At 58.7% G+C, this 22,317-nt stretch carries 17 protein-coding genes and 1 pseudogene; 4 read left to right on the plus strand and 14 right to left on the minus strand.

Annotated elements, in window-relative coordinates:
• Positions 1–267: 267 nt before the first annotated feature.
• Together IEW09_RS08035 and IEW09_RS08040 are read right to left on the minus strand one after the other, a co-directional pair.
• On the minus strand, positions 268–1,998 hold the full coding sequence (locus IEW09_RS08035; protein ID WP_188553653.1) for a carboxypeptidase-like regulatory domain-containing protein: 1,731 nt from the start codon (positions 1,996–1,998) through the stop codon (positions 268–270).
• 146 nt (positions 1,999–2,144) lie between these two features.
• The gene (locus tag IEW09_RS08040) at positions 2,145–3,881 is read right to left on the minus strand and encodes a GWxTD domain-containing protein (protein ID WP_188553654.1); all 1,737 of its coding nucleotides are present in this window, start codon (positions 3,879–3,881) and stop codon (positions 2,145–2,147) included.
• A 295-nt stretch (positions 3,882–4,176) separates the two neighbouring features.
• On the opposite strand from IEW09_RS08040, the gene IEW09_RS08045 reads away from it, so the two are divergent.
• From IEW09_RS08045 to IEW09_RS08055, 3 genes are all read left to right on the plus strand, one after another.
• The gene (locus IEW09_RS08045) at positions 4,177–5,577 is read left to right on the plus strand and encodes an efflux RND transporter periplasmic adaptor subunit (RefSeq protein ID WP_188553655.1); all 1,401 of its coding nucleotides are present in this window, start codon (positions 4,177–4,179) and stop codon (positions 5,575–5,577) included.
• Positions 5,578–5,671: 94 nt separating this feature from the next.
• A complete protein-coding gene (locus tag IEW09_RS08050; RefSeq protein ID WP_308420539.1) occupies positions 5,672–6,433 on the plus strand; it encodes an ABC transporter ATP-binding protein in 762 nt (253 codons plus the stop codon).
• 62 nt (positions 6,434–6,495) lie between these two features.
• Positions 6,496–9,243: a hypothetical protein gene (locus IEW09_RS08055; RefSeq protein ID WP_188553656.1), complete on the plus strand. Its 2,748-nt coding sequence runs from the start codon at positions 6,496–6,498 to the stop codon at positions 9,241–9,243.
• A gap of 31 nt (positions 9,244–9,274) precedes the next feature.
• Here the strand turns inward: IEW09_RS08055 and IEW09_RS18865 are convergent.
• From IEW09_RS18865 to IEW09_RS08085, 7 genes and pseudogenes are all read right to left on the minus strand, one after another.
• Positions 9,275–9,973: pseudogene (locus IEW09_RS18865) on the minus strand (class I SAM-dependent methyltransferase); the annotation flags it as partial.
• 223 nt (positions 9,974–10,196) lie between these two features.
• On the minus strand, positions 10,197–11,807 hold the full coding sequence (locus tag IEW09_RS08060) for an amino acid permease (RefSeq protein WP_188553657.1): 1,611 nt from the start codon (positions 11,805–11,807) through the stop codon (positions 10,197–10,199).
• Between the two features lie 23 nt (positions 11,808–11,830).
• Positions 11,831–13,330 (minus strand): APC family permease, encoded by a 1,500-nt coding sequence (locus IEW09_RS08065; protein WP_188554368.1) that lies wholly within the window; start codon positions 13,328–13,330, stop codon positions 11,831–11,833.
• Between the two features lie 72 nt (positions 13,331–13,402).
• Entirely contained in the window at positions 13,403–14,029 is a 627-nt protein-coding gene (gene thiE / locus IEW09_RS08070; protein WP_229739184.1) for a thiamine phosphate synthase, read from the minus strand.
• A 2-nt stretch (positions 14,030–14,031) separates the two neighbouring features.
• Positions 14,032–15,396: an acetyl-CoA carboxylase biotin carboxylase subunit gene (gene accC / locus IEW09_RS08075; protein ID WP_188553659.1), complete on the minus strand. Its 1,365-nt coding sequence runs from the start codon at positions 15,394–15,396 to the stop codon at positions 14,032–14,034.
• Positions 15,397–15,485: 89 nt separating this feature from the next.
• On the minus strand, positions 15,486–15,989 hold the full coding sequence (gene accB, locus IEW09_RS08080) for an acetyl-CoA carboxylase biotin carboxyl carrier protein (protein ID WP_188554369.1): 504 nt from the start codon (positions 15,987–15,989) through the stop codon (positions 15,486–15,488).
• Between the two features lie 35 nt (positions 15,990–16,024).
• The gene (locus tag IEW09_RS08085) at positions 16,025–17,098 is read right to left on the minus strand and encodes a M24 family metallopeptidase (protein ID WP_308420540.1); all 1,074 of its coding nucleotides are present in this window, start codon (positions 17,096–17,098) and stop codon (positions 16,025–16,027) included.
• 80 nt (positions 17,099–17,178) lie between these two features.
• Between IEW09_RS08085 and IEW09_RS08090 the strand changes: the two genes are divergently transcribed.
• Positions 17,179–18,060: a metallophosphoesterase gene (locus IEW09_RS08090; RefSeq protein WP_188553661.1), complete on the plus strand. Its 882-nt coding sequence runs from the start codon at positions 17,179–17,181 to the stop codon at positions 18,058–18,060.
• Between the two features lies 1 nt (position 18,061).
• Here IEW09_RS08090 and IEW09_RS08095 read toward each other — a convergent pair whose 3' ends face one another.
• The 5 genes from IEW09_RS08095 to IEW09_RS08115 form a co-directional block, all read right to left on the minus strand.
• On the minus strand, positions 18,062–18,439 hold the full coding sequence (locus IEW09_RS08095; protein ID WP_188553662.1) for a DUF779 domain-containing protein: 378 nt from the start codon (positions 18,437–18,439) through the stop codon (positions 18,062–18,064).
• Positions 18,440–18,445: 6 nt separating this feature from the next.
• Complete coding sequence (gene adh / locus IEW09_RS08100; RefSeq protein ID WP_188553663.1) at positions 18,446–19,987, minus strand: aldehyde dehydrogenase; 1,542 nt, start codon at positions 19,985–19,987, stop codon at positions 18,446–18,448.
• Between the two features lie 152 nt (positions 19,988–20,139).
• On the minus strand, positions 20,140–20,733 hold the full coding sequence (locus tag IEW09_RS08105; RefSeq protein WP_188553664.1) for a YceI family protein: 594 nt from the start codon (positions 20,731–20,733) through the stop codon (positions 20,140–20,142).
• Positions 20,734–20,789: 56 nt separating this feature from the next.
• Positions 20,790–21,044 carry a helix-turn-helix domain-containing protein gene (locus tag IEW09_RS08110; RefSeq protein ID WP_229739185.1) on the minus strand — a complete coding sequence of 85 codons (255 nt, stop codon included), beginning with the start codon at positions 21,042–21,044 and terminating at the stop codon, positions 20,790–20,792.
• Between the two features lie 200 nt (positions 21,045–21,244).
• Entirely contained in the window at positions 21,245–22,288 is a 1,044-nt protein-coding gene (locus tag IEW09_RS08115) for a 6-phosphofructokinase (protein WP_188553665.1), read from the minus strand.
• Between the last annotated feature and the right edge of the window lie 29 nt (positions 22,289–22,317).

A 22,317-nucleotide genomic window follows, 5' to 3' on the forward strand; every position in this document is an offset into this window, starting at 1 on the left:
TTTGTATGAGTTATGTGAGCTTTGGGCTTGACAGTATCTTTCGCTAGTTGTTAAGGAGATTAGAAGTGGAACGCACTTGGCGTACCTAGAAGCAAGTGCAAAGACAAATACAGGGGTCTCTCCACTTCGCTGCGCTTCGGTCGAGATGACGTGGATTGGGGGTTAAGAGGTTCTTTCCTCCAGATGTAGTTTGGGGATTCGAGCAAGACGCAGATTTCCTTCGGGAATGACAAACAAAAGGAACTTACAGTATCAGGCGGCTAGAGGCTAGAAGGTGAAGGCTAGGCCGGCTTGGAGTGCCCTTGGGGATTGGGCGAGGAAGAGAGTTTTGCCGTCGGCGGAGAGGAAAGGACGGTAGCCCTGGGCGAGCAGGTTGGTAACGTCGACCGTGGCTTCGAGGCCGGGAGGCAGCATGTCGCCTAACTTGATCGCCTGCCGGAGATAGCAGCTGAGATAGGCCTGATCGCTGAAGGCGGCGTAGGGGTTGACCGCTGTCACCATGCGGGCGGGTTGCCAGCGATAGGCGGCACGGACGCTGGTTCCGCTGCGAAGCACTCTTCCCTTGATGGCGAGCGTTGCCGTCTGCGACGTCATCGGCTTGAGCGCGGTAGGCATGTCCTCCATGGTGAGAACATCTTCGTCCTTGGCCGTGAGCGCCGCGCCGGTGCTGTATTCGAGAGCCACCCACATGTTCGTGGTAAGCGGCTCAGAGAGCATGAGGTTCATGCCCTGGGTCTTATAACCAGCATTGAGGAGGCGGAAGCTGCCGGTGGTCTGGTCGGCGAGGACGCCGCCGATGGGCGATTCGTCGACCTCGGCGATGTCGGAGGGGCTGAGGGAGCCGCCGCCTTCGACCATGACCTGATTGAGCGAGTCGAGATAGTAGGAGATCTGGACCAGGCCGGGGCCGAGTTTGCGGCCGATAGCGAACTCATGGTGCAGGCCGCTCTCGGTGCGCATGCGTCCCTGTGAGGTGACCGCGACCGGCATCTCCTGCTGCACGGTGTTGAGCCCGGCGTAGGATTGCAGGTCTCGCGAGGTTGCCATGCGATAGCCGATGGTCCACGACTCTGACGGATGAGTGGTCACCTTGAGGAAGGGCCGCGAGGCGATGAGATAGCCTGCGGTGTGGATGGCATAGAGGACTCCGCCCGCTTCGATATCGGCGAAGTCACCGATCTGCATCTTCTCGGCGCTGGCGAGCTGGAGAGTCTGAAGTCCGGGTGTGTTCTGCGAGCCGACCATCTCGGGATGGGACTGATAGCTTGCCACAAGGCGGGTGGAACCGGCAAAGCCGTGCTTTCGCTCGAAGCCCGAGGCGAGGTTCATAGAAGGCAGTCCCATCGACGGCCCGAGACCGGTGCCGATATCGCCGCGAAGAACCATGCCGGAGCCGTCGTCGAGGACACGATCGACCGTGATGACGTTGTGGATGCCTCCATTGGCGAAGCCGCCGTCGCCACTGCTGACAGCGGCACGAACGCGAGAGGATGGCTTGCTGGACTCTTCGGTCACGCTGGAGGAGACGGTCATCACATTGCCGTCATCGGAGGCCATTCGGAGGATAGGACGGTTGACGGCGGAACGTAGCGTCCACTTCCAGTCGTCTCCCGGCTCGTCGGCCTTGCGGCGCTCGGCGGGGAGCCATGTGGTGGCGTCGAAGATGGTATTGAGGGTTAGGTTAACGACAGCCTGAGCGCCGGGACGAAGGCGGAGGTCGCCTCGCGTGGTGGGCATAAAGAGCGCAGCCGAGGCGCGAACCTGATATTTGCCGGGGATGAGCCGGGTGATGATGTAGCGGCCGTTAAGATCGGTAAAGGCGGTTTCGACAAGGGCGGAGTCTGTTGCCAGCACCTGAACCAGAGCGCCCATCTGGGCAACGCCATCGGCATCGCGAACGACTCCTGTGACTGTGGCCCCAGGGCCAACAGCAAGGCACACCGATGCTGTGGACAGCATCAGAGCCAGAAGCGCGATCTTCACCTGGGATCGTTGCACAGCGTTTTGCATCCTGCGCGTCGACGGCTACTCCATATGGTGATTGCACCCGGTGAAAAGGGAGGGTGCTGTTTTACAGCCTGCCCGGCTATTGCCTATCGCCTGTTGCATCCGCGTAGGCATGGAGCCTGATGGTGCAGACTGCGCTAATCGACTACAAACGGTGCAGACTCTGCGATCTGCTGCTTGGTGATGCCATCGTCGACTTTGATGGTCACCTTATATTTGCCGGGCGCAAGGCTGGCGAGCGGCATGCTCTTTTCCAGTGTCACCTGATCCGCATTCGGATTCGTCTTCGAGGTGAGTTCCTGCGTCTGCAACACGGTCTGGTTCGTAGCCGTGTTCACAATCTGGTACTCGATGGTAGCGTCGTTGTGCTTGCTCTTCTCGTCGATACCAAGGTTATAGACCTGCATCCAGAAGTTCAAATTCTGGGCGCGGTGGAAGGTGACCGGAACGCTCATCTCGCTGGGGACGCGGGGGCGGATGCGCGTATCGCCGATGACGAAGTTGCCTGCGCCGATATCGCGCGAGGGGACGTGCTCCATCTGGTCGGCCAGGATCAGCGAAGAGGAAGCGAGGTGGTCGTCGTCGTACTTGGGAACATTGATGCTGCGCTTCCAGCGACCGATGTGGTCGGGGCTGTTGACGTCCTTGATCGCGATATCGACCTTATACAAGCCGGGACGCAGCGGGAGCGCCTTCCAATAGACCGAGACGTTGTTCTGGGTGCGGGCGAGCAGTTCGCTGGGGACCTGAACGTTGACCGTATCCTCGAAGGTCTGGATGGGGCGGTCGTTGAGGTTGGAGACGCGGCCGAGGATGTTGACGGTGCCGGTGGCTACGCCGTCCTTGTTGCTGAAGGTGATGTCGCCGTTACGGATTTGCAGGGTCAGGGGAACGAGGACGGTGTCGTTGGTGATCTTGACGTAGTCGGTGCGGACGCTGAAGAGGAAGGGCGGACCGGTCAGGATCTTGGAGGTCGCCATGAACGATTCGAGGTCCTTGAACTTGATGACGGGGGGAGCCATCAGCTTGGCGTACTGATCGAGACGGTCAAACTCCTTGCTCTGGTTCTGCGAGGACATGGGGCCGGTGCCGAGCTGCTCGAGGCCGCCGCCGGAGAAGCGGTCCGCCTTCTTGGCCTGTCCCTGCTCTTCGTAGAGGGTCAGACCGGCGCCGGGAACGTGCTTGAGCGCGTCCTTCTCGGAGCGGTCGAGGGTCATGTGGTAGTCACCGCACATGCAGGTGTCTACGAATTCGATGTCGATGTTGTCGCCGATTCCGGCGAGGTAGCGGTAGTGCCAGACCTCAAAGGGGAAGGTCGAGGTCTCGCCGCCGCCCTCATCCATGGGGCGCTCGTAGTTGCCGCCGCTGGGGTGGGAGTCGATGCTGTCGGGCTTGCCGTAGGCGATGTAGATGTGGCCGCGGTCGGTCTTCCAGCCGGGCATGCCGGCAGCGAAGTGCTCGTTCGCATAGGCGATGCGGGCGTAGTGCTCTTCTTTGTATTCGTTCTCGGGAGAATCAGGATTGGGGTTGCGGCGGAGCCAGAAGTTCTCGATGAAGGAGTCGCGCTCTTCGTCGTTGCTCAGGTTCTCGAACGCTTTGCGCTCCTGATCGGTGATGATCCAGCGAACGTCTTCGTCGAGCCACTTCTTATAGACGCCGTGCAACTCACCGCGAAGGGCCTTCTGCTGAGCGCGCTTCTCTTTGTCGGTCAACTGCCGCTTCAGCGGGTCAGGCTTTTCCACATTAGCAGGATTGGTTGTGGTTCCATCGACCGCCGGGAGAGGACTCGCATCCTGGGCCGGCAAAGCACTTACCCCCGCCATAGTCAAGAACAGAAAAGCTGTGACCGAAACAAGGCGTCGAGACGTATTCATAAATAGGGCAGTGCTCCTGTTAACCAATCTGTATTGTAGAGCGGTTACTTCGCCGGTACAAGGGGTAGAATCCGCCTTGTACCCTGCTATTATTTTCGGTGATCAACACACGACACAAAACACTTCCTGTTCTTTTGGGATAACTGCTACTCTTCTCTCTGCCTGATTTAGCCGCGTGGCTGCGCAGGGAAAGTTCGACGGAACTGCTTATACCTCCTTTTCGTATGTTTCTCTGACAGGCCATTTTCCAAGTGCGCGTAGCCGGGGTTTGCCTGGTTTGCGAAAGAAAGCAGCAATGAGCGCGAAAAAGATTGTTTTGATCGTCGTCGGCGTCCTGGTACTGGCAGGCATCGTCGTAGGCACTATTCTTCATGGGCAGGCCAATGTAACCAAGGTTGCGACGGGCAAAGCGGTGCGCCAGGACCTCGTCTCGATCGTCAATGGCACCGGGCAGATCAAGCCGAAGACCTATGTCAACGTAGGCGCCACCTCCTTTGGGCGCATCACCCATCTGAACGTGAAGGAAGGTGACCACGTCAAGAAGGGCACCGTGCTCGCCACGGTCGAGAACGTGCAGCCCGAGGCGACTGTGGCCGCTCAGCAGGCGACCATTGCGTCGAGCCGCACCGACGTCAGCAGCTATATTGCTGCCGAAAAGACAGCCAGCGCGAACATCGAAGAGGCCAAGGCCGATCTGGAACAGAAGCAACTGGATTATGGCCGCGCCAAGGCGTTGTATCAGGACAAGCTGATCGCCAAGCAGGACTATGACAGCAAGAAGGCGGCCTACGATATGGCCGTGGCGACGCTGGCGCAGCGGCAGGCGGCGTATGCTCAGGCTTTGGCGCAGACGCAATCGCAACGCGCCCATGTGAATCAGGCGATCGCCAGCCAGCGCTCCAACTATGACGCGCTGGACAAGACGATCAGCCGCGCCCCGTTCGATGGCCTTGTGACCAACGTTCCGGTGCGCGAAGGCGAGACGGTCGTCGTCGGTATTCAGAACGCCGAAGGCTCGACGCTGATGACGCTGGCCGATATGTCGGTCATCACTGCCGAGGTGAAGGTCGATGAGACAGACATCGTCAATGTAGCGATGGGACAACCGGTCGATGTGACCGTCGATGCCCTGCCGGGACGGGTCTTCAAGGGTCATGTGACGCAGGTCGGCGACCAGGCACTGCTGCGTACTACGGGTATCGCCACCAGCCAAAGCACGACCGGAACGGAAGAGGCCAAGGACTTCAAGGTGGTGGTCACGCTCGACCATCCCTCCGACGATCTCCGCCCCGGACTTTCGGCCACGGCAAAGATCACCACGGCCAACAAGCCGAACGCGCTGACTATTCCGATTCAGGCGCTGGTGGAGCGTAACCCCGCCGAGGAGAAAGCTCTGGCGGCCAATGCAGGTAAGCCTGCAAAGACGGTTGCTGCCGCGACGGTAACTGCGCCTGGCGACACCAAGCTGGTTCAGGGCGTGTATGTGTTGCGACCGGAGCGCAAGAAGCTTCGCGTCGTCTTTGTGCCGGTCAAGACGGGCATCACCGGAGCGACCGACATTGAGGTACTCGACGGGCTGAAGGCCGGGGACGAGATCGTGACCGGGCGCTACAAGGTTCTGAGGACGCTGAAGAGCGGTACAGTCGTCAAACGGGACAACACTCCCGAGACAGTAACCCCGACCGACCAGTCGTAGCCTCGAGCTGACGCGGAGCCGTTCTTTCCAGAAAAGGAACTACCGCGTCGGCGCAAACGTACTATCCTGAAACATGCAGGAACCGGAGAACCGGATGGCCATCGAAACAGCAGTCGATACAACCCTGAGTAACGCCTCCGGCCCACGCCCCGGCGACGTGATTGTGACGGACAATCTCTGGAAGACCTACGAGATGGGCGATCAGCAGGTGAACGCCCTGCGCGGGGTCAACCTGCGTATTCGGCACAATGAGTATGTCGCCATCATGGGGCCTTCCGGCTCAGGAAAGTCGACGCTGATGAACCTGATCGGCTGCCTCGATTCGCCATCGCAGGGCAAGTACTGGCTCAATGGCCACGACGTCTCCGAGCTGAATGACGACGAGCTGGCACGCATTCGTAACAAGGAGATCGGCTTCGTCTTCCAGACGTTCAACCTGCTGGCGCGCGCCACTTCCCTGCACAACGTCGAGCTGCCACTGATCTACAACGGCACTCCGGCGGCAGAACGTATCGAACGGGCCAGATCCGTACTGGAGTCGGTCGGTCTCAGCGAGCGCATGATGCACAAGCCCAACGAGCTCTCCGGCGGTCAGCGTCAGCGCGTCGCCATCGCCCGTGCGCTGGTGAACAAGCCGTCGATCATCCTCGCCGACGAGCCTACGGGCAACCTCGATTCCAAGACGGGCGACGAGATCATGGCGCTGTTCGACGATCTGCATGCAAGAGGCAACACCATTGTGCTGGTCACCCACGAGCCGGACATCGCGGAGTTCGCCCATCGTGTGGTCACGATTCGTGACGGAGTTATTGCCAGCGACCATATCTCCTCCCGTATCAGTAACAAGAGTAGCTAATCCGCCAATATCGCCTCCTGTTTGCATCCATTAGAGCTACTTCGGCAGTCTAAAATGGAATGATGGCAAAGTTTCGGCCCTTCAGTACTCTTGGAGCTTTTGTAGCACTGCTTCTTGCCTGCCCCATACTGTCCGCACAGGCAGCGCGCTTTGACCTGACCGGCCCTAAGCTGGAGATTCACGTCACCCGCGATGGGAAGACATTGCCCATTGCATCGGTGCCCAATCTCCAGGCGGGCGATAAGATCTGGCTTCATCCTGATCTGCCGACTACCCAGTCCGTTCACTACCTGCTGGTGGTCTGCTTTCTTCGCGGCACCACCAACCCTCCGCCGGACGACTGGTTTATCAAGATTCAGACCTGGAACCAGAAGGTACGTGAGGAAGGCGTGAGCGTCTACGTTCCCGACGAGGCGCAGCAGGTGGTGCTCTTCCTTGCGCCGGAGACAGGCGGAGACTTCACCACGCTTCGCTCCGCGGTCCGTGGCCGTCCGGGCATCTTTGTGCGCGCCTCGCAGGACCTTGCAGAGGCCGGATTCGAGCAGGCGCGTATCGAAAAGTACCTCGCTGATATGCGGCTGGTCCCTCCCTCCGATCCCAAGGCGCTGCTCGAACACTCGAACCTCATCGCCCGCACCCTGAACCTGAAGCCCAATGAGGACTGCTTCAATCGCCCGGTCGACCAGCAGTACACCTGCCTGACTCAAAGCGGAAACCAGACGCTGCTTAACGATGGCCATGGAGAGACGGTCGTCTCCAGCCTGACCAACGGCGATGCCTCGAACTTGATCAACCAGGCCAGCTATACCGGATTGGGCGGTGGCGGCGCCTATAGCGCCTATGTCGGCGCCGTCGTCGATCTCGTGCATATTATGGGCAACCTTCACACTGCCCAGTACCAGTACATTCCCGCGATTGCGTTTCCCGAGGGAGAGAGCCTCAATCTTCGGCTGAATACGCCCCCTTCGTTTCATAATCCGAAGTCAGTGATCGTCATCGGCCTGCCCGCAGTTCAGGCCTCGGTTCCTCCTCCGTTGCGTCCTGCAGACCCAAAGCATGTGACCTGCCTGGTGCAACCATCGGTCGCGCTCCCCGTCGAAGGTGCTCCGCTCGTCTTCTCGACCTCCTTCGCGCATAATCTTGTCCTTCACGTCAACGACGGGGGAGCAACGAAAGATATTCCCCTGGTGCCGGACGCGTACCGCGGCGGTCTTACCCTCGCTCCGGACACCGGCGAGCGCAAGTTGCTGACCACCGCCACCACCGATGCGCCTCAACCTGCTCCTGTGTCTCCGACCAAGGTCTCGGCCAAACCGGACGCCTCAGGCAAGGTCACGGGCACCATCACCGGCTATTGGGGATTCGATCCCTTCACCGGCCCCACCATGCAGTTGCAAACCGTTCCCGGCAAAGGCTGGAAGCTGGCGGCCGATGATGTCCTGATCGCAGGACGGGAGAACAATCTATCGCTCTCCTCGAGCGGAACGGCGTGCGTCCAGTCCATCACGCTCGATACCTCGGCGGGCAAGCAGGACAAGACTGACTGGAAGGAAGCTGACAAACCGAACCTGATTGACGTCAAGGTCTCCCTCAAGTCGGTCGACCCCGGCGCTCTGCATCTCACTGTCCATCAGTATGGCGAGCCCAAGCCCGATATCGTCTCCACCGAGACGTTCTCCGAACCGGCAACGCTCTCTTCGCTGAAGTTCTACGCGGGTGATACTTCGGCGGTGCTGAACGGCACCAACCTAAACCAAGTCGCGCATCTCGATATGAAGGGGCTGATCTTCACTCCGGCTCCTTTGCCGTCGAGCAATACAGATGGCTTCACGGAGCCGCAGACATCGGGCACAACCTCGCTTCGGCTGGCGCTCCCAGCCAACACCGGCACTCCCAAGCTGAAAGAGGGTGAGAAGCTCACAGCGCACGTCACGTTGAAAGACGGTCGCACGCTTACGCTTCCGGTCGAGGTTGCTCCGGGACGTCCCTCGGTTACGCTCATCAACAAGCGCATCGCGCAATCCGCTGACAATTCCATCCATCTGGCAGACACGGACGACCTGCCTGTCACCCAGCAGCTTACGTTTTCGCTTAAGTCGGAGGGCTCGTTCCCACGTACCGGCGAGATTGAGATCGCCAACGCCGACAACTCGCTGCACACCACGCTCAGCGTCGCAGCCGGCACGCTGATCATGCAGAATCACCACACGCTGGTGGGCATGCTCGATCCACTGAAGGCATTCGGCACCTCGGCCTTCGGTCCATTGCGTCTGCGCGCCGTCGATCCCAACGGCACCGCCGGTGATTGGATTCCGCTGATTACGCTGGTCCGCCTGCCTGCGCTCGACGATGTGCACTGCCCGTCGGATTCTGCACAGCCATGCACCGTTACCGGGTCAAGCCTCTATCTCGTTGACTCTATCGCCACCGATGCAGGCTTCACCAACCCTACGGACGTTCCCGAAGGCTTTATCGGCACCACGCTCTCGCTGCCACGGCCCAGCAAGAGCGGCTTTTATCTGAAGTTGCGCGACGATCCCACGGCCGCCAATATCGTTACCATTCCCGTCTCAATCCAGAGGCCACCGCAGAGCCAGCGGGCCCAGAAGGTCGCTCCTCCGGTTAAGCCTGAGACAACGACCCCTGCTGCCACGCCGGATGAGACGCCTGCAGAGACTCCCCCAACCAAGGACGCATCGCCTGCTGCACCTGCGGATCCCGGACATCCAGTCGCATGCACGCAAGGGACGTGTCCTCCACCCGAACAACCGGCAGCCCAGCCTGGATCATCTCCACCAGCCAAGTCGTAACTCCGAGGTGATAGCAGTCGCAGTCATGCCACAAGAAGGTACACTCGCCCTGGGCCTCCTGGGCGAGGACGAAACAGTGCAACGTATCGCTGCGGGCATAGTCGTACGTATGAGATCCATCGACCAAAAACACCGTCACCGGATCATGAATCACGCTGTAGTCATACGTCGCGGTATCTCCCTGGTGCTGCACAATCCTTTGTTCGATTGCCGTCCCGCGGAATGACCTTCCCAGCTTTCTCCCGGATATCAGGTGCAGGTCATCGACTGGTTGCCCCTCGATCAAAGCGGCGGCCTCCGCATTATCTTCCGGCAGATCGATGGTGTGTATGATCGCGGACGGAAGATTGAGCGCCAGGTTTGCCGTCGTCGATCCTAAATAGGTTCCAAGCTCCAGAGCGGCGCTGGGCTTTTGATTCTTTGCCAGGGACAAGATTGCAATCAGATCGCGAAATGGTGTGGCCCCATCAACATCGACGTACCGCATGTCTAGAGTGACCTGTTCCGGCATTGCTCCAAGCGATTCGAGCGAGACCTCCGGGATGAGGGCGAGCATCTTACGCCCTGCGCCTTCTTTTAGCGGAGAGAAAGGGGAGACAGCCCTGTAGGTGTCATGAAGGCTCTCGCGTCCTTCCTTGAGCCCTCCGAGCGACGCACGGATCAAACTTGCGAGACTGAGCGATAGGATGTCTTTCCCCACCCTGCTTACGTAACTTTCCGAAACTGCCATGCTTCCTCCATCGCCAACCGGCACAGTCTTTGCTCCACGACCAGGAGACAGGCGAGAAAAACATACACAGAGAACAACAATCTGACAGAACGCGCTCAAACTCTTTTATGCGGTAGTAAGAATATCCTTTTGGGTAGCGCGGTTGCTTGAATCAAGGTCAATTTCTCGACAAAGTTCAACCTTCCTATTTTCAGCAGTATGGGTCTGCCGCGTTGTTACAGTATTAGGTCTCGATCCGCTCAGGAAGACCCTGTTCCCTCAGCCTGACCCGGCTGTGCTTCACACTGTAGGAGAAGTAGACGATCAAGCCGATTACAAGCCAGATAATGAGTCGCGCCCAATTCAGCCAGCCTAGCTTGATCATCATGTATCCGTTGAACACAATGCCGAGAATGGGAACCAGCGGGACCCAGGGAGTACGAAAAGGACGCTGCCTGTCGGGATCAGTTCTACGCAGGACCATGACCGCGATACAGACGATCACGAACGCCAGCAGCGTTCCGATATTCACCATCTTGCCAATGTCATCGATTGGGGTCAACGCGCCCACGACACCAGCCAGCGTTCCCACAAGGAACGTGTTTTTGAAGGGCGTGCGGAAGCGTGGATGTACTTCGGCGAAGAACTTCTTCGGCAACAGACCATCGCTTGCCATCGCATAAAGAACACGAGTCTGCCCCAGCAGCATCACCAGCATCACCGAAGTCAGCCCAGCCAATGCGCCCAGCGTGATGATATCGCTCGCCCAATTGAGATTTCGGTCGGCAAAGGCCCGCGCGATCGGTGCCTCGATGTTCACCGCCTGCCATGGCACCATGCCTGTCAGCACACCGGACACCGCAATGTAGAGCAGCGTGCATACGGCCAGCGAAGCGATGATTCCGATCGGCAAATCGCGCTGCGGGTTCTTCGCTTCCTGCGCCGTCGTCGATACTGCGTCGAAGCCGATATAGGCGAAGAAGACATAGGCAGCAGCCGCGCCGATTCCGCCAAAGCCAAACGGTGCAAACGTGTGCCAATCCTGCCCCCAGTTGCCGGGATGGACATACTTGGCGCCGAGAAAGATAACGAACAGAACGATAGCGACTTTGACCGCTACGATTCCGGTGTTGAACTTCGCTGACTCCTTGATACCGATCGCCAACACTGTCGTCACAATCAGCGCGATGAGGAATGCAGGCAGGTTGAATCCAATCTCATGCCCAAATAGAATCGGCGCTCCCAGTACCTGATGCGCGCGCACCATCATGTCAGCAGTGGGATGCATCTTCAAAACTTCAAGCTGCTCGAGATAAAGCTGTGAACCCGGTAGAAGCGAAGGATAATTTACTGCCATTACCTGGCGGCTGACTGTCTCGACAGCTTTTCCCAACGCCGTCCAATGGTCATAGGCGAGCCACAACGGAAACTTCAAATGAACGATGTCCAGTACCTGGACGAAGTAATTCGACCAGCCCGAACTGACTGTGCTGGCGCCCATCGCATACTCCAGCGTCAGGTCCCATCCGATGATCCAAGCGATCAGCTCGCCCAGCGTCGCATAAGCATAGGTGTAGGCCGATCCGGCCAGTGGGATCAGTGCGGCGAACTCCGCGTAGCAGAGCCCCGCAAACGCGCATCCCAGCCCGCTCAATACAAAGGAGAGCATCAGGCCAGGTCCGGCATAGTGCGCTCCAAGGCCCGCCATGACAAAGATGCCTGCGCCGATCACCGCGCCCACGCCCAGCGCGGTCAACTGAAATGGACCAAGGCAGCGTTCGAGCGTCTGATCGCCTTCTGCCCGGCTCTCTTCCAGCAGCACTTCCATCGATTTTTTTGCAAACAACATCGACATCTTTTATCAACTCTCCTTTACATCTACGTCCGGGCTGTCTCAACAGCCGTTCCCCGCCTCTTCCAAATCAAATAAACCGGTACTCCCAAAAGCACGATCACCAGTCCCGGCCAAGTATATTGCGGCTTGTAGCGCAACAGCACGATGCAGATCCATGCCGCCATCACGATGTACAGCGCCGGCAACACAGGATATCCGAAGGCACGATAGGGCCGCACCGCATCGGGCCGCGTCTGGCGCAGGACGAACAATCCTGCAATGGTCAGAATATAGAAGATGAGCACAGCGAAGATCACGTAGTCCAACAACTGGCCGTAACTGCCGGAGAGGCAGAGCAGGCAGGTCCAAGCCCACTGCACCCAGAGCGAATTCACCGGCGTCTTCGAGCGTTCGCTTAGCTTGCCGACGGATTTGAAGAACAAGCCGTCGCGACTCATCGCATAGTAGACGCGTGCGCCGGCGAGGAGCATTCCGTTAACGCAGCCGAAGGTCGAGATAAGGATCGCTGCGGCCATCAGCTTTGCACCGTACCCGGCGAAGGCGCTTTGCATGACTGCTGTCGCTACCCGGTCTTCAGAGGCAAATTGAATTCCCCGCCCCATCAGTGTGCTTGCGGCAGGATCGCCCATCATCGGCAGCACGCTTAGGTAAACGAAGTTGCAGAGCACATACAGCAGCAGCACAACGCCGGTGCCAATCGCTAGGGACAGCGGCAGGTTGCGCTTCGGGTTCCTGATCTCTCCTGCGGTAAAGGTCACGTTGTTCCAGGCGTCGGCGCTGAAGAGCGAGCCTACTTGCACAACCGCAACGATGGTCAGCAGTCCGACATAAGCCGTTGGGCCACCCACGCCGACAACGACCGCATGACTCGTATGCCAGCCTGCGCCTGCCCAGAAGTGGTGCCAGCCTGCGCCGAAGTTAGCTGCCAGCGCAATTGCGTCCTTGGCGAAAATACCGACGAGAACTACTGCGGCCAGCGCCAGCACCTTCGCCGAGGTAAAGATGTTCTGTACCGCCGCGCCCATCTTTACGCCCAGCGTGTTGAGCAGGGTCAGCAGCGTGATGACCACGATGGCGGAAAGGTTGACGGTGTTCAGCCCGATCTCCATGTTGCCCAGCACCATGGGCCCCACGTGCCAGGCGGGAACATGACCGATGTGCCAGAGCCAGTGCTGTGCGCTCACCGACGGAAAGAAGACACCGAGAAACTTTCCGAAGGCTACGCCTACCGCTGCAATTGTTCCGGTTTGAATGACGAGGAACAACGTCCAGCCGTAAAGAAATCCCCATAACGGCCCGAGGGCTTCGCGCAGATAGACATACTGGCCGCCTGCCTTGGGCATCATCGCAGCCAGCTCGCCGTAGCTCAGCGCGCCGATTACGGTCATTACTGCTGTCACCAGCCATGCCGCGATTAGAAGCGCGGGCGAGCCGAGAGCACGAGACATATCGGCTGAGACGATAAAGATGCCCGAACCGATCATCGAGCCCATTACGATTGCGGTCGCCGAAAACAGCCCCATCCCCTGCACAAACTGAGGAGAGGAGACGGCTTCGTTTTGGATTTTTACCGAACTATTCACGTTGCGTCAGTTCTACCCCAAAATCTCGAGAAAGTCCCGCGCCACTTTCTCAACTGACTCACCTTCAACAAATAAGGCACTGATCAGGGCCACAGAATCGGCCCCGGCTTCGATTACACTTCGAGCATTTGCCCGCGTAATTCCGCCGATGGCCACTATCGGCTTGCTAGTCAAAGCGCGCGCCCGGCGAACCCCGTCGAGGCCGATCACGGGCTCCGCATCGAGTTTTGTCCCGGTAGCAAAAACCGGGCCCACGGCGATGTAATCGGCGCAGCTGGTGTCTGCGAGCCGTACCTGCTCATCATTGTGCGTGGAAACCCCAACCCAGCGCGACGCGCCCACTACTCGCGCCGCATCGTCAGGAGACAGATCGCCTTGTCCGACGTGCACCCCGCCCCAATCGGCCAGCACGGCCAGATCGGCACGGTCATTCAGGATGAGCCTGCAATTGGTTCCGGCGAATACTTCGCGAACAATGGCTGCATTTTGCAGGATCGACTGCGGCGAGCCTGTTTTGTCCCGATACTGAAGCAGTTCTGCCCCGCCTGCTTGCATCTGCTCGGCGGCCCAGCGCACCTCATGTCCACGAGCCGCCAGCAACCCCGCATCCAGAATCGGATATAACTTCGGCAAGCCCACGGCTACTCCGCCTTGATGTCCTTCTGCCGTTCGAAGAAACGCTCCATGAACTTAGTATCGAACTTGCCGGAACGGAACTCCGCATCGGCAAAGATCTTCTGATGCATCGGAATCGTCGTATGGATTCCCTGCACCACGAACTGTGAGAGCGCGCGCTGCATCTTGTTCATGGCCTCTTCGCGGTCCTTGCCGTGGCAGATGAGCTTCGCGATCAGCGAGTCGTAGTACGGCGGCACCACACCCTCGGCATATTGCGCTGTGTCTACTCGAACGCCGTTGCCGCCGGGAAGATTGAATGCGGTAATCTTGCCCGCGCTGGGCGTGAACTTCTCCGGGTGCTCCGCATTGATGCGGCATTCGATCGCGTGGCCGCGAATGGTGACTGGTTCGGTCACAATCGAGTTCAGCTTCTCGCCTGCAGCGATGCGCAACTGCGCCTTCACCAGATCGACTCCTGTAACCATCTCGGTTACACAATGCTCTACCTGGATGCGGGTGTTCATCTCGATGAAGTAGATCTTGCCGTCTTCATCCATCAAAAATTCAATGGTTCCGGCGTTCCAGTAGCCGATGTTTTCGAGCGATTTTCTGATGGTCTTGCCGAGCTCTTCGCGCAGCTTGGGAGTGACCATCAGGCTTGGGGCCTCTTCGATCAGCTTTTGATGGCGACGCTGGATCGAGCACTCGCGCTCGCCCATGCTCATCACATTGCCATGCTCGTCGGCGAGCACCTGGAACTCGATATGGCGTGGCTGCTCGATGAACTTCTCCATGTAGAGGTCGCCGTTGCCAAAGGCATTGGCGGCCTCAATCGAGGCCTGCTGATACAGTCCGGGCAGTTCTTCCTTGTTGCGGCAGATACGCATGCCGCGGCCACCGCCACCGGCGACCGCCTTCAAAATTACCGGATAGCCCACGCTGCGCGCCCATTCGAGCGCTTCACCTTCGCTTGCGATCACACCATCAGACCCCGGCAGGATTGGCACCTTCGCCTTCTTCATCGTCTGCCGTGCGGTGGACTTCTCGCCCATCATCCGCGTCACTTCAGGGGGAGGCCCGATGAATTTGATGTTTGAAGCACGGCACACCTCGGCGAAGTTTGCATTTTCGCTGAGCAGGCCGTAGCCAGGATGAATTGCGTCCACATCGGCAATCTCCGCCGCCGAGATGACCGCAGGAACATTGAGATAGCTCTCGGACGAGCGTGGCGGCCCGATGCAGATGGCTTCATCCGCAAAGCGCACATGCAGGCTGTTGCGATCGGCCTCGCTGTACACCGCTACCGTGCGGATTCCCATCTCCTTGCACGCGTTGATGACGCGCAGCGCAATCTCTCCGCGATTTGCAATCAATACCTTACGAAACATGCGTTACCTGTTCTCTTCCCGTTGAATCTGCTTCCTGTTATTCCTGCCGTCACGATGCAAAGTTCTCCGCGCCCACCTACCTGCAATCGCTATCGTGGTTTGATCGCAAACAGCGGCTGGCCATACTCCACGGGCTGTCCGCTCGCGGCGATACGCTTCACCACTTCGCCGGCGACGTCGGACTCGATCTCGTTCATCAGCTTCATCGCTTCGACGATGCAGAGCACCTGACCTACTTCCACCTGATCGCCTACGTTCACAAAGGGCGGCGTGCCGGGTGAGGGCGACTCGTAAAACGTTCCCACGATCGGCGACTTCACCTCGTGCAGAGCTTCCTCCGGTGCAGCCGCGGGCGCACTGGGCGCAGACGCAACAGGAGCCGCAGCCGCCGGAGCTGCGGCGGGGGCAGCCGAGGCCATCAACCGGCTCAGGTGCGCGTAGTCCACATCGCCAGCCGGAGCCGCTGGTGCAGGCTCGCCCGCAAACTTGATGCGGACCTTCAGGTCATCCTGTTCCATGTCGAACTCGGCGATCTCGTTCGCCTTGAGAAATTCGACCAACTCGCGAAGCTCTTGCAACTTATTTCCGTCCATCATGTCTCCTGTGCCTGTTGCGACACTCTTTGTAATTACAACTCAATCCATGCCTTTACGCTTGGCGTCAGAACTTCGCCTCCCGCTGCGGTGACGAGAACCATGTCCTCGATCCGCACACCGAACTTGCCCGGCATATAAACTCCGGGCTCAACCGTGACGACCATTCCCTCTTCTAAAACCTGCGTCTGCTTTGCCGCAAGCCTCGGTCCTTCATGAATCTCCAACCCAACGCCGTGCCCGGTCGAGTGGCTGAAATACTTGTCCAGCCCCGCCCGTCGCAGCACGCTTCTTGCCGCTTCATCGACCTCGGCACAGGTCACGCCCGGAGCCACCTTCGCAACGCCGGCCTCCTGCGCTTCCAGAACCGCATCATACACTTCCCGCTCACCCGGCAGCGCCTTGCCCATGTGCACGGTGCGCGTCATGTCGCTGCAATATCCATTTACTATGACGCCAAAATCGAGTGTGACAAAGCCGCGGCGCGGCAATTTAACTTGAGTCGCACGACCGTGCGGCAGCGCGCTTCGCTCTCCGCTGGCGACGATTGTTTCAAACGACATTGCCTCCGCGCCAGCCAGCCGAGCTGCATGTTCCAGCTCTGCCGCCACCGCAACCTCAGTCAGGCCAAGCTGTATAAAGCTCAACATGCCATCGAAGAGACGGCAGCCCAGCGATGCAGCCTTACGCATTACGGCAATCTCTTCGACGTCTTTCACCTCGCGCAGCCCGGCCACCAGCGGCTTGACCGGCTGAAAGATCCCACGACGCAGCTTAGCCGAAACTGCCTTGCGCATCGCTTCCAGGGCAGCCACCGTTGTTTGCGTGGCATCAAAACCACACCGCTTTACTCCGGCAGCATCTATCCACTCACACGCGGCTGCAACGGCGGGTTTCTTCGCGATCACAACCCGCGTTCCCACCGCCTCGGCCTTGGCCTGCGCCGTGTAGCGTCCGTCGGTAAACAGCACGGCTCGGCCACCAGCCAGAACCAGCGCCGCGTTCGACCCGGTAAATCCGCTCAGATAGCGCACATCCGGCAGATGCGTCACCAGCAGGCAATCCACTCCGGCAGCCTTCGCCGCAGCTACAGCTCTCTTCTTACGCACGCTTAAACTCATCCTTATGATTCTACCGAACTTGTGACGCAAAACTGGCTCAACTCCGACACAACCCGGTATCATGGCCTATGTCCGGCGTTAATCCCGATTTCTCCCCACGCATCACCCGCCGCCATTTCCTCGTCGGCGCAGGAGCTACCGCCGCTGGTCTCGCCCTTTACTCCGGCGAAATCTCTCGTCACGAGCTTGATCTCGTTCCGCGCACCCTCGCCATCTCGAACCTTCCCAACGCCTTTAACGGCTTCCGTATCGCACAGATCAGCGATATCCATCTCGATGAGTTCACTGAGCCATTCTTTCTCGAGCGCGTCGTCCACCACGTCAACGCTCTTGCCGCGGACATGGTCGTGCTCACGGGCGACTTCGTGACTCATGGCTCTCTCACCTTTCTCAACGGCCGATCTGCCGCGTACCACTGCGCCGAGATTCTCAGTACCCTCACTTGTCCGCTGCGCTTTGCCTGCCTGGGCAACCATGACGTCGCAGTGAGCTCTTCCCTGGTCACCCATGCACTGACCTCGAAGGGCATTCCTGTGCTCGTCGACGAGCACGTCCCCATCGAACGCAATGGCTCCCGCTTCTGGCTTGCGGGAGTGAACGATCCCGGCACGACCAATCCGCGCCTCGAACTCGCCGTGCCACCGCAGCCGGACGGCCCTGTCATCCTGATGGCGCACGAGCCCGACTACGCCGACACAGTTCGCAAGCATCCGCGTGGGCAGCTCGTCGATGTCATGCTCTCCGGGCACACCCACGGCGGCCAGATTCGCCTACCCTTCCTCGGGCCGCTCGTGCTTCCGCCTATGGGAAAGATTTACGCCGAGGGACTCTTCCGTCTCGGCAACATGCAGCTCTATGTCAACCGTGGCATCGGCGCAGTCGGCATCCCTTTCCGCCTCAACTGCCCGCCGGAGATCACTATCTTTACGCTGCAATCGGCACAGGGTTGAACTAAATTCTCCCTGCTCCATGCAGCGCTGCTATCTCGTCGTCGGTAAACACGCGCGAGCGAATCAGGAAACGCACGCCTTCAGGATTCTCCAGCGAGAACATGCCACCTCTGCCCGGCACGACATCCAGAATCAGCTGCGTGTGCTTCCAGTATTCAAACTGGCTGCGGCTCATATAGAAGGGAGTGTCGCCCAGTGTGCCAATCAGCACATCACTGTCGCCCACAAGGAACTCGCCACGCGGATAGCACATCGGCGAGCTGCCATCGCAACAGCCACCGGATTGGTGGAACATCAGGTCACCGTGCTTTCCATGCAGTCTCGCCATCAATTCGATAGCTGCATCCGTGGCGATGACCTGATCGGGAGTACGCGGCATAGGCTCCTAGAAGAACCCCATGGCGTTGGGACTGTAGCTGACGAGCTGGTTCTTGGTCTGCTGATAGTGATCGAGCATCATCTTATGATTCTCGCGGCCAATGCCCGACTGCTTGTACCCACCGAACGCCGAGTGCGCGGGATACAGGTGATAGCAGTTCGTCCAGACACGCCCTGCCTGAATGTTCCGGCCAAAGTGGTAGGCACGGTTCAGATCGCGTGTCCAGATACCGGCTCCCAGACCATAGAGTGTGTCGTTGGCAATCGCCAGCGCCTCTTCATCGTCCTTGAACTTCGTAACCGAGACCACCGGCCCGAAGATCTCTTCCTGGAAGATGCGCATCTTGTTGTTGCCCTCAAACACGGTCGGCTCGATGTAGAAGCCATTGGTTAGCTCGCCACCGTTGTCGGCGCGTTTGCCTCCGGTCAGCGCCTTCGCGCCCTCCTGCTTGCCGATGTCGAAATACGAAAGAATCTTCTCCATCTGCTCGGTCGAGGCCTGCGCTCCGATCATCGTGTCGCGATCGAGCGGATTGCCGCGCTTAATCGCCTTCACCCGCGCCAGTGCGCGTTCCATGAAGCGGTCATAGATGGATGCCTGCACCAGTGCACGCGATGGGCAGGTGCAGACCTCGCCCTGATTCAGCGCGAACATGGTGAAGCCCTCCAATGCCTTATCGAAGAAGGCATCGTCCTCGCGCATCACGTCTTCGAAGAAGATATTCGGGCTCTTGCCGCCAAGCTCGAGCGTCACCGGAATAATGTTCTGCGAGGCGTACTGCATGATCAAGCGGCCAGTGGTGGTCTCACCCGTGAAGGCCACCTTGTTGACGCGTGTGCTCGAGGCCAGAGGCTTGCCTGCTTCGAGTCCGAATCCGTTCACGACATTCAGAACACCCGGAGGTAGCAGATCGCCAATTAGCTCAAGCAAAACCAGTATCGACAGCGGAGTCTGTTCCGCAGGCTTCAACACAACGCAATTGCCCGCGGCCAGCGCTGGTGCCAGCTTCCACGTTGCCATTAGGATGGGAAAATTCCACGGAATGATCATTCCAACCACGCCCAACGGCTCGTGATAGTGATAGGAGATGGTGTCGGCATCGATCTCCGAGATGCCACCCTCCTGCGCGCGAATACATCCGCCGAAGTAGCGGAAGTGGTCGATGCTCAGCGGCAGATCCGCGGCCATCGTCTCGCGGATGGGCTTGCCGTTGTCCCAGGTCTCGACCGTGGCCAGCATCTCCAGGTTATCTTCCATGCGCTGCGCGATCTGCTCGAGGATGTGGCCGCGCTGTGCCGGAGAGGTGCGTCCCCATGCAGCCTTCGCAGCATGAGCAGCATCGAGCGCGCGGTTCACATCGTCAGCGGTTGAGCGCGGGATCTCGCATAGAACTTCGCCGGTTACCGGTGTGACATTTTCAAAATAAGCGCCCGATGCAGGAGCGACCCACTCGCCGCCAATGTAGTTTCCATACTGCTTGCGGAAGGAGACCGGAAATCCATAGCTTCCCGGTGCGACTTTGCTGGTTGCTGCGGTCATCGTAGACATGGCACGTTGCTCCTTCAGAGATGAGCTGGTCTTCACAGGCGCAGAGAATCTCTTTCAAGAGGCCACGCGCCTAAGCGTAGCAACACTACACCCGCACTGCTGACCGTTGCAACAGGTCAAAGTATCTCTCGATGCTTCAATAACGTGCTATCTCACTGCACAGTCGCCTGCGCATCCACGCTTACCCGCACGTCTTTGCCTACACGCAGCATCAGCGTGCTCGGATCTTTCATTCCCCATGCAACGTAGGGCACAACAAAGTCCGTCTTCGCCATCAGCTTGCCTGCATTCAATGAAGCCTCTACTTGAAGAAACAGAGGATGATCGGCCCCGTGAATTGTGAACGTGCCTTCCACCGTTACCGTCTGCGTCTGCCCGTCGTGGACGACGCCCGTGACCTTTTCCGGATGAAATATCGCTTCGGGGTACTTTGTGCTCTCGAGAACATCTTTTCTCATCCGCTCGTCGCGGGCATTGTTGCCACTTTCAGCCGAGGCGGTTTCGACGATGATCTCTCCATCCGCTGTTCCCGTATCTTCGTCGAAGACAATGAGGCCGCTCTTCAACTGGAACGTCCCATGAACAGTGTGCAGAATATCCTTCAGCGTCCAGTTGATCTTTGTCGTCGCCGGATCGAAACGAAGCGTCATCTTCGTAGGCAAGCTTTGAGCGCCGGCAGAGGCCGCCAGCAGCGTAAGAACAGCCACCGCAAGCGCACATCGCAGAGTGGGACTAGTCTTTCTCATTCTGATAAGGATAGTACCGCCGCAAGGAGGCCGAGTTGCGCCTTAATGTCGTAGAGTTACCTGGCTCGCCCCGCGGGCTTTTTCTGCTTCGGCATCACCGTAACGGGAGCCAACGGCTTCACACCCGACTTCTCATCCATCCAGGCATCCAGCAGGCTTTTCTTGAACCGCCAGCGGTTTCCCAGTTTAAAGGCAGGAATAAACCCCTCCGACGCGTAGCGGTACAGCGTATCTCCACTGATGCCCAGATACTCCGACGCCTGCCGGATATCCATCACCTCGCGAGTTGCAACCTGCGCCAAAGCAGCCATCAGAGAACCCTCCAAAATACCGAAACAAACCGGATAAACCCTGTTCTACCCGGCACACTCTTTGTACCGCTTTCCACACCCCGGCACAACCGGAAACCTCTGCTATTAACTAAATAGGCGATAACGGGTCAGCGCCAATCAAATAAACAGAAAAGCCCCAGCGAATTTGCTGGGGCTTTTCTCTATTTATTGGCTAGTAACTAAACAGCGTCCTTCAACGGCTGCAGGCTCTTCAGGACATCGAGCAGGTCCTGTCCAACCGTCCTCGTCTTGGCGATTGCATCGGCAATCGGAATGCTCGAGATCTGCGTACCGCGCAAGACGACCAGCTGGCCGAACTTGCCCGCGTGGACGAGGTCAATCGCCGCCACGCCGTAGCGGGTTGCCAGCATACGGTCGTAGGCCGTCGGTGTGCCTCCACGCTGTGTATGGCCCAGGTTCACGCTGCGCGTCTCGTAGCCCGTGCGCTTTTCGATCTCTTCGGCCAGCGTCTGGCCAATACCACTCAAACGCGGATGGCCAAACGAATCCAGCGACTCGTCATGCGTAGCCACGGTGCCTTCAGGGAACTTCGCACCCTCAGCCACAACCACGATCGAGAACTTCTTGCCATGCTCGCGACGGTACTTGATCAGGCGGCAGGTTTCTTCGATATCGATCGGCACCTCGGGCACCAGAACCACATCAGCGCCGCCAGCAATGCCGGAGGTAATCGCAATCCAGCCCGCATCGCGCCCCATCACTTCACAGACCAGCACGCGATTGTGCGACTCGGCGGTCGAATGCAGGCGATCCACAGCTTCGGTGGCAATCATCACGGCAGTATCGAAGCCGAAGCAGGCATCGGTTCCACTCAAATCGTTATCAATCGTCTTGGGCACGCCAACGCACTTCACGCCACGCTCACTCAAAGCAAGGCTGATCGACTGCGTATCGTCGCCGCCGAGGGCAATCAGAGCGTCGAGCTTGTTGCGCTTGATCGTCTCAAGGCACTTCTCGAATCCGCCTTCGACCTTCTTCACGTTCGTGCGCGAAGACCGCAGGATCGTTCCACCCTTCTGCAGAATGCCGGAGGTCGTCTCGAGCGTCAGCGGCATCGTCACATCGTCGATAACCCCGCGCCAGCCTTCCATAAAGCCAATAAACTCGTCGCCATGATGCTGGATTCCCTTGCGTACTGCCGCGCGAATCACAGCGTTCAACCCAGGACAATCCCCACCACCGGTCAACATTCCAATACGCATCAACAATTCTCCTTTTTAGACAACAGAAA

The sequence above is a fragment of the Edaphobacter dinghuensis genome (assembly GCF_014640335.1).
GTDB classification, from domain to species: domain Bacteria; phylum Acidobacteriota; class Terriglobia; order Terriglobales; family Acidobacteriaceae; genus Edaphobacter; species Edaphobacter dinghuensis.

Excerpts from the sequence above, each read along its gene's own strand:
- IEW09_RS08050 (WP_308420539.1), top strand. The coding sequence starts at position 5,672 with ATGGCCATCGAAACAGCAGTCGATACAACCCTGAGTAACGCCTCCGGC.
- IEW09_RS08040 (WP_188553654.1), bottom strand. The coding sequence starts at position 3,881 with ATGAATACGTCTCGACGCCTTGTTTCGGTCACAGCTTTTCTGTTCTTG.
- IEW09_RS08045 (WP_188553655.1), top strand. The coding sequence starts at position 4,177 with ATGAGCGCGAAAAAGATTGTTTTGATCGTCGTCGGCGTCCTGGTACTG.
- accB (WP_188554369.1), bottom strand. The coding sequence starts at position 15,989 with ATGGACGGAAATAAGTTGCAAGAGCTTCGCGAGTTGGTCGAATTTCTC.
- adh (WP_188553663.1), bottom strand. The coding sequence starts at position 19,987 with ATGTCTACGATGACCGCAGCAACCAGCAAAGTCGCACCGGGAAGCTAT.
- IEW09_RS08105 (WP_188553664.1), bottom strand. The coding sequence starts at position 20,733 with ATGAGAAAGACTAGTCCCACTCTGCGATGTGCGCTTGCGGTGGCTGTT.
- accC (WP_188553659.1), bottom strand. The coding sequence starts at position 15,396 with ATGTTTCGTAAGGTATTGATTGCAAATCGCGGAGAGATTGCGCTGCGC.
- IEW09_RS08055 (WP_188553656.1), top strand. The coding sequence starts at position 6,496 with ATGGCAAAGTTTCGGCCCTTCAGTACTCTTGGAGCTTTTGTAGCACTG.
- IEW09_RS08065 (WP_188554368.1), bottom strand. The coding sequence starts at position 13,330 with ATGGGGCTGTTTTCGGCGACCGCAATCGTAATGGGCTCGATGATCGGT.
- IEW09_RS08110 (WP_229739185.1), bottom strand. The coding sequence starts at position 21,044 with ATGGCTGCTTTGGCGCAGGTTGCAACTCGCGAGGTGATGGATATCCGG.
- IEW09_RS08095 (WP_188553662.1), bottom strand. The coding sequence starts at position 18,439 with ATGCCGCGTACTCCCGATCAGGTCATCGCCACGGATGCAGCTATCGAA.
- IEW09_RS08060 (WP_188553657.1), bottom strand. The coding sequence starts at position 11,807 with ATGTCGATGTTGTTTGCAAAAAAATCGATGGAAGTGCTGCTGGAAGAG.
- IEW09_RS08090 (WP_188553661.1), top strand. The coding sequence starts at position 17,179 with ATGTCCGGCGTTAATCCCGATTTCTCCCCACGCATCACCCGCCGCCAT.
- IEW09_RS08115 (WP_188553665.1), bottom strand. The coding sequence starts at position 22,288 with ATGCGTATTGGAATGTTGACCGGTGGTGGGGATTGTCCTGGGTTGAAC.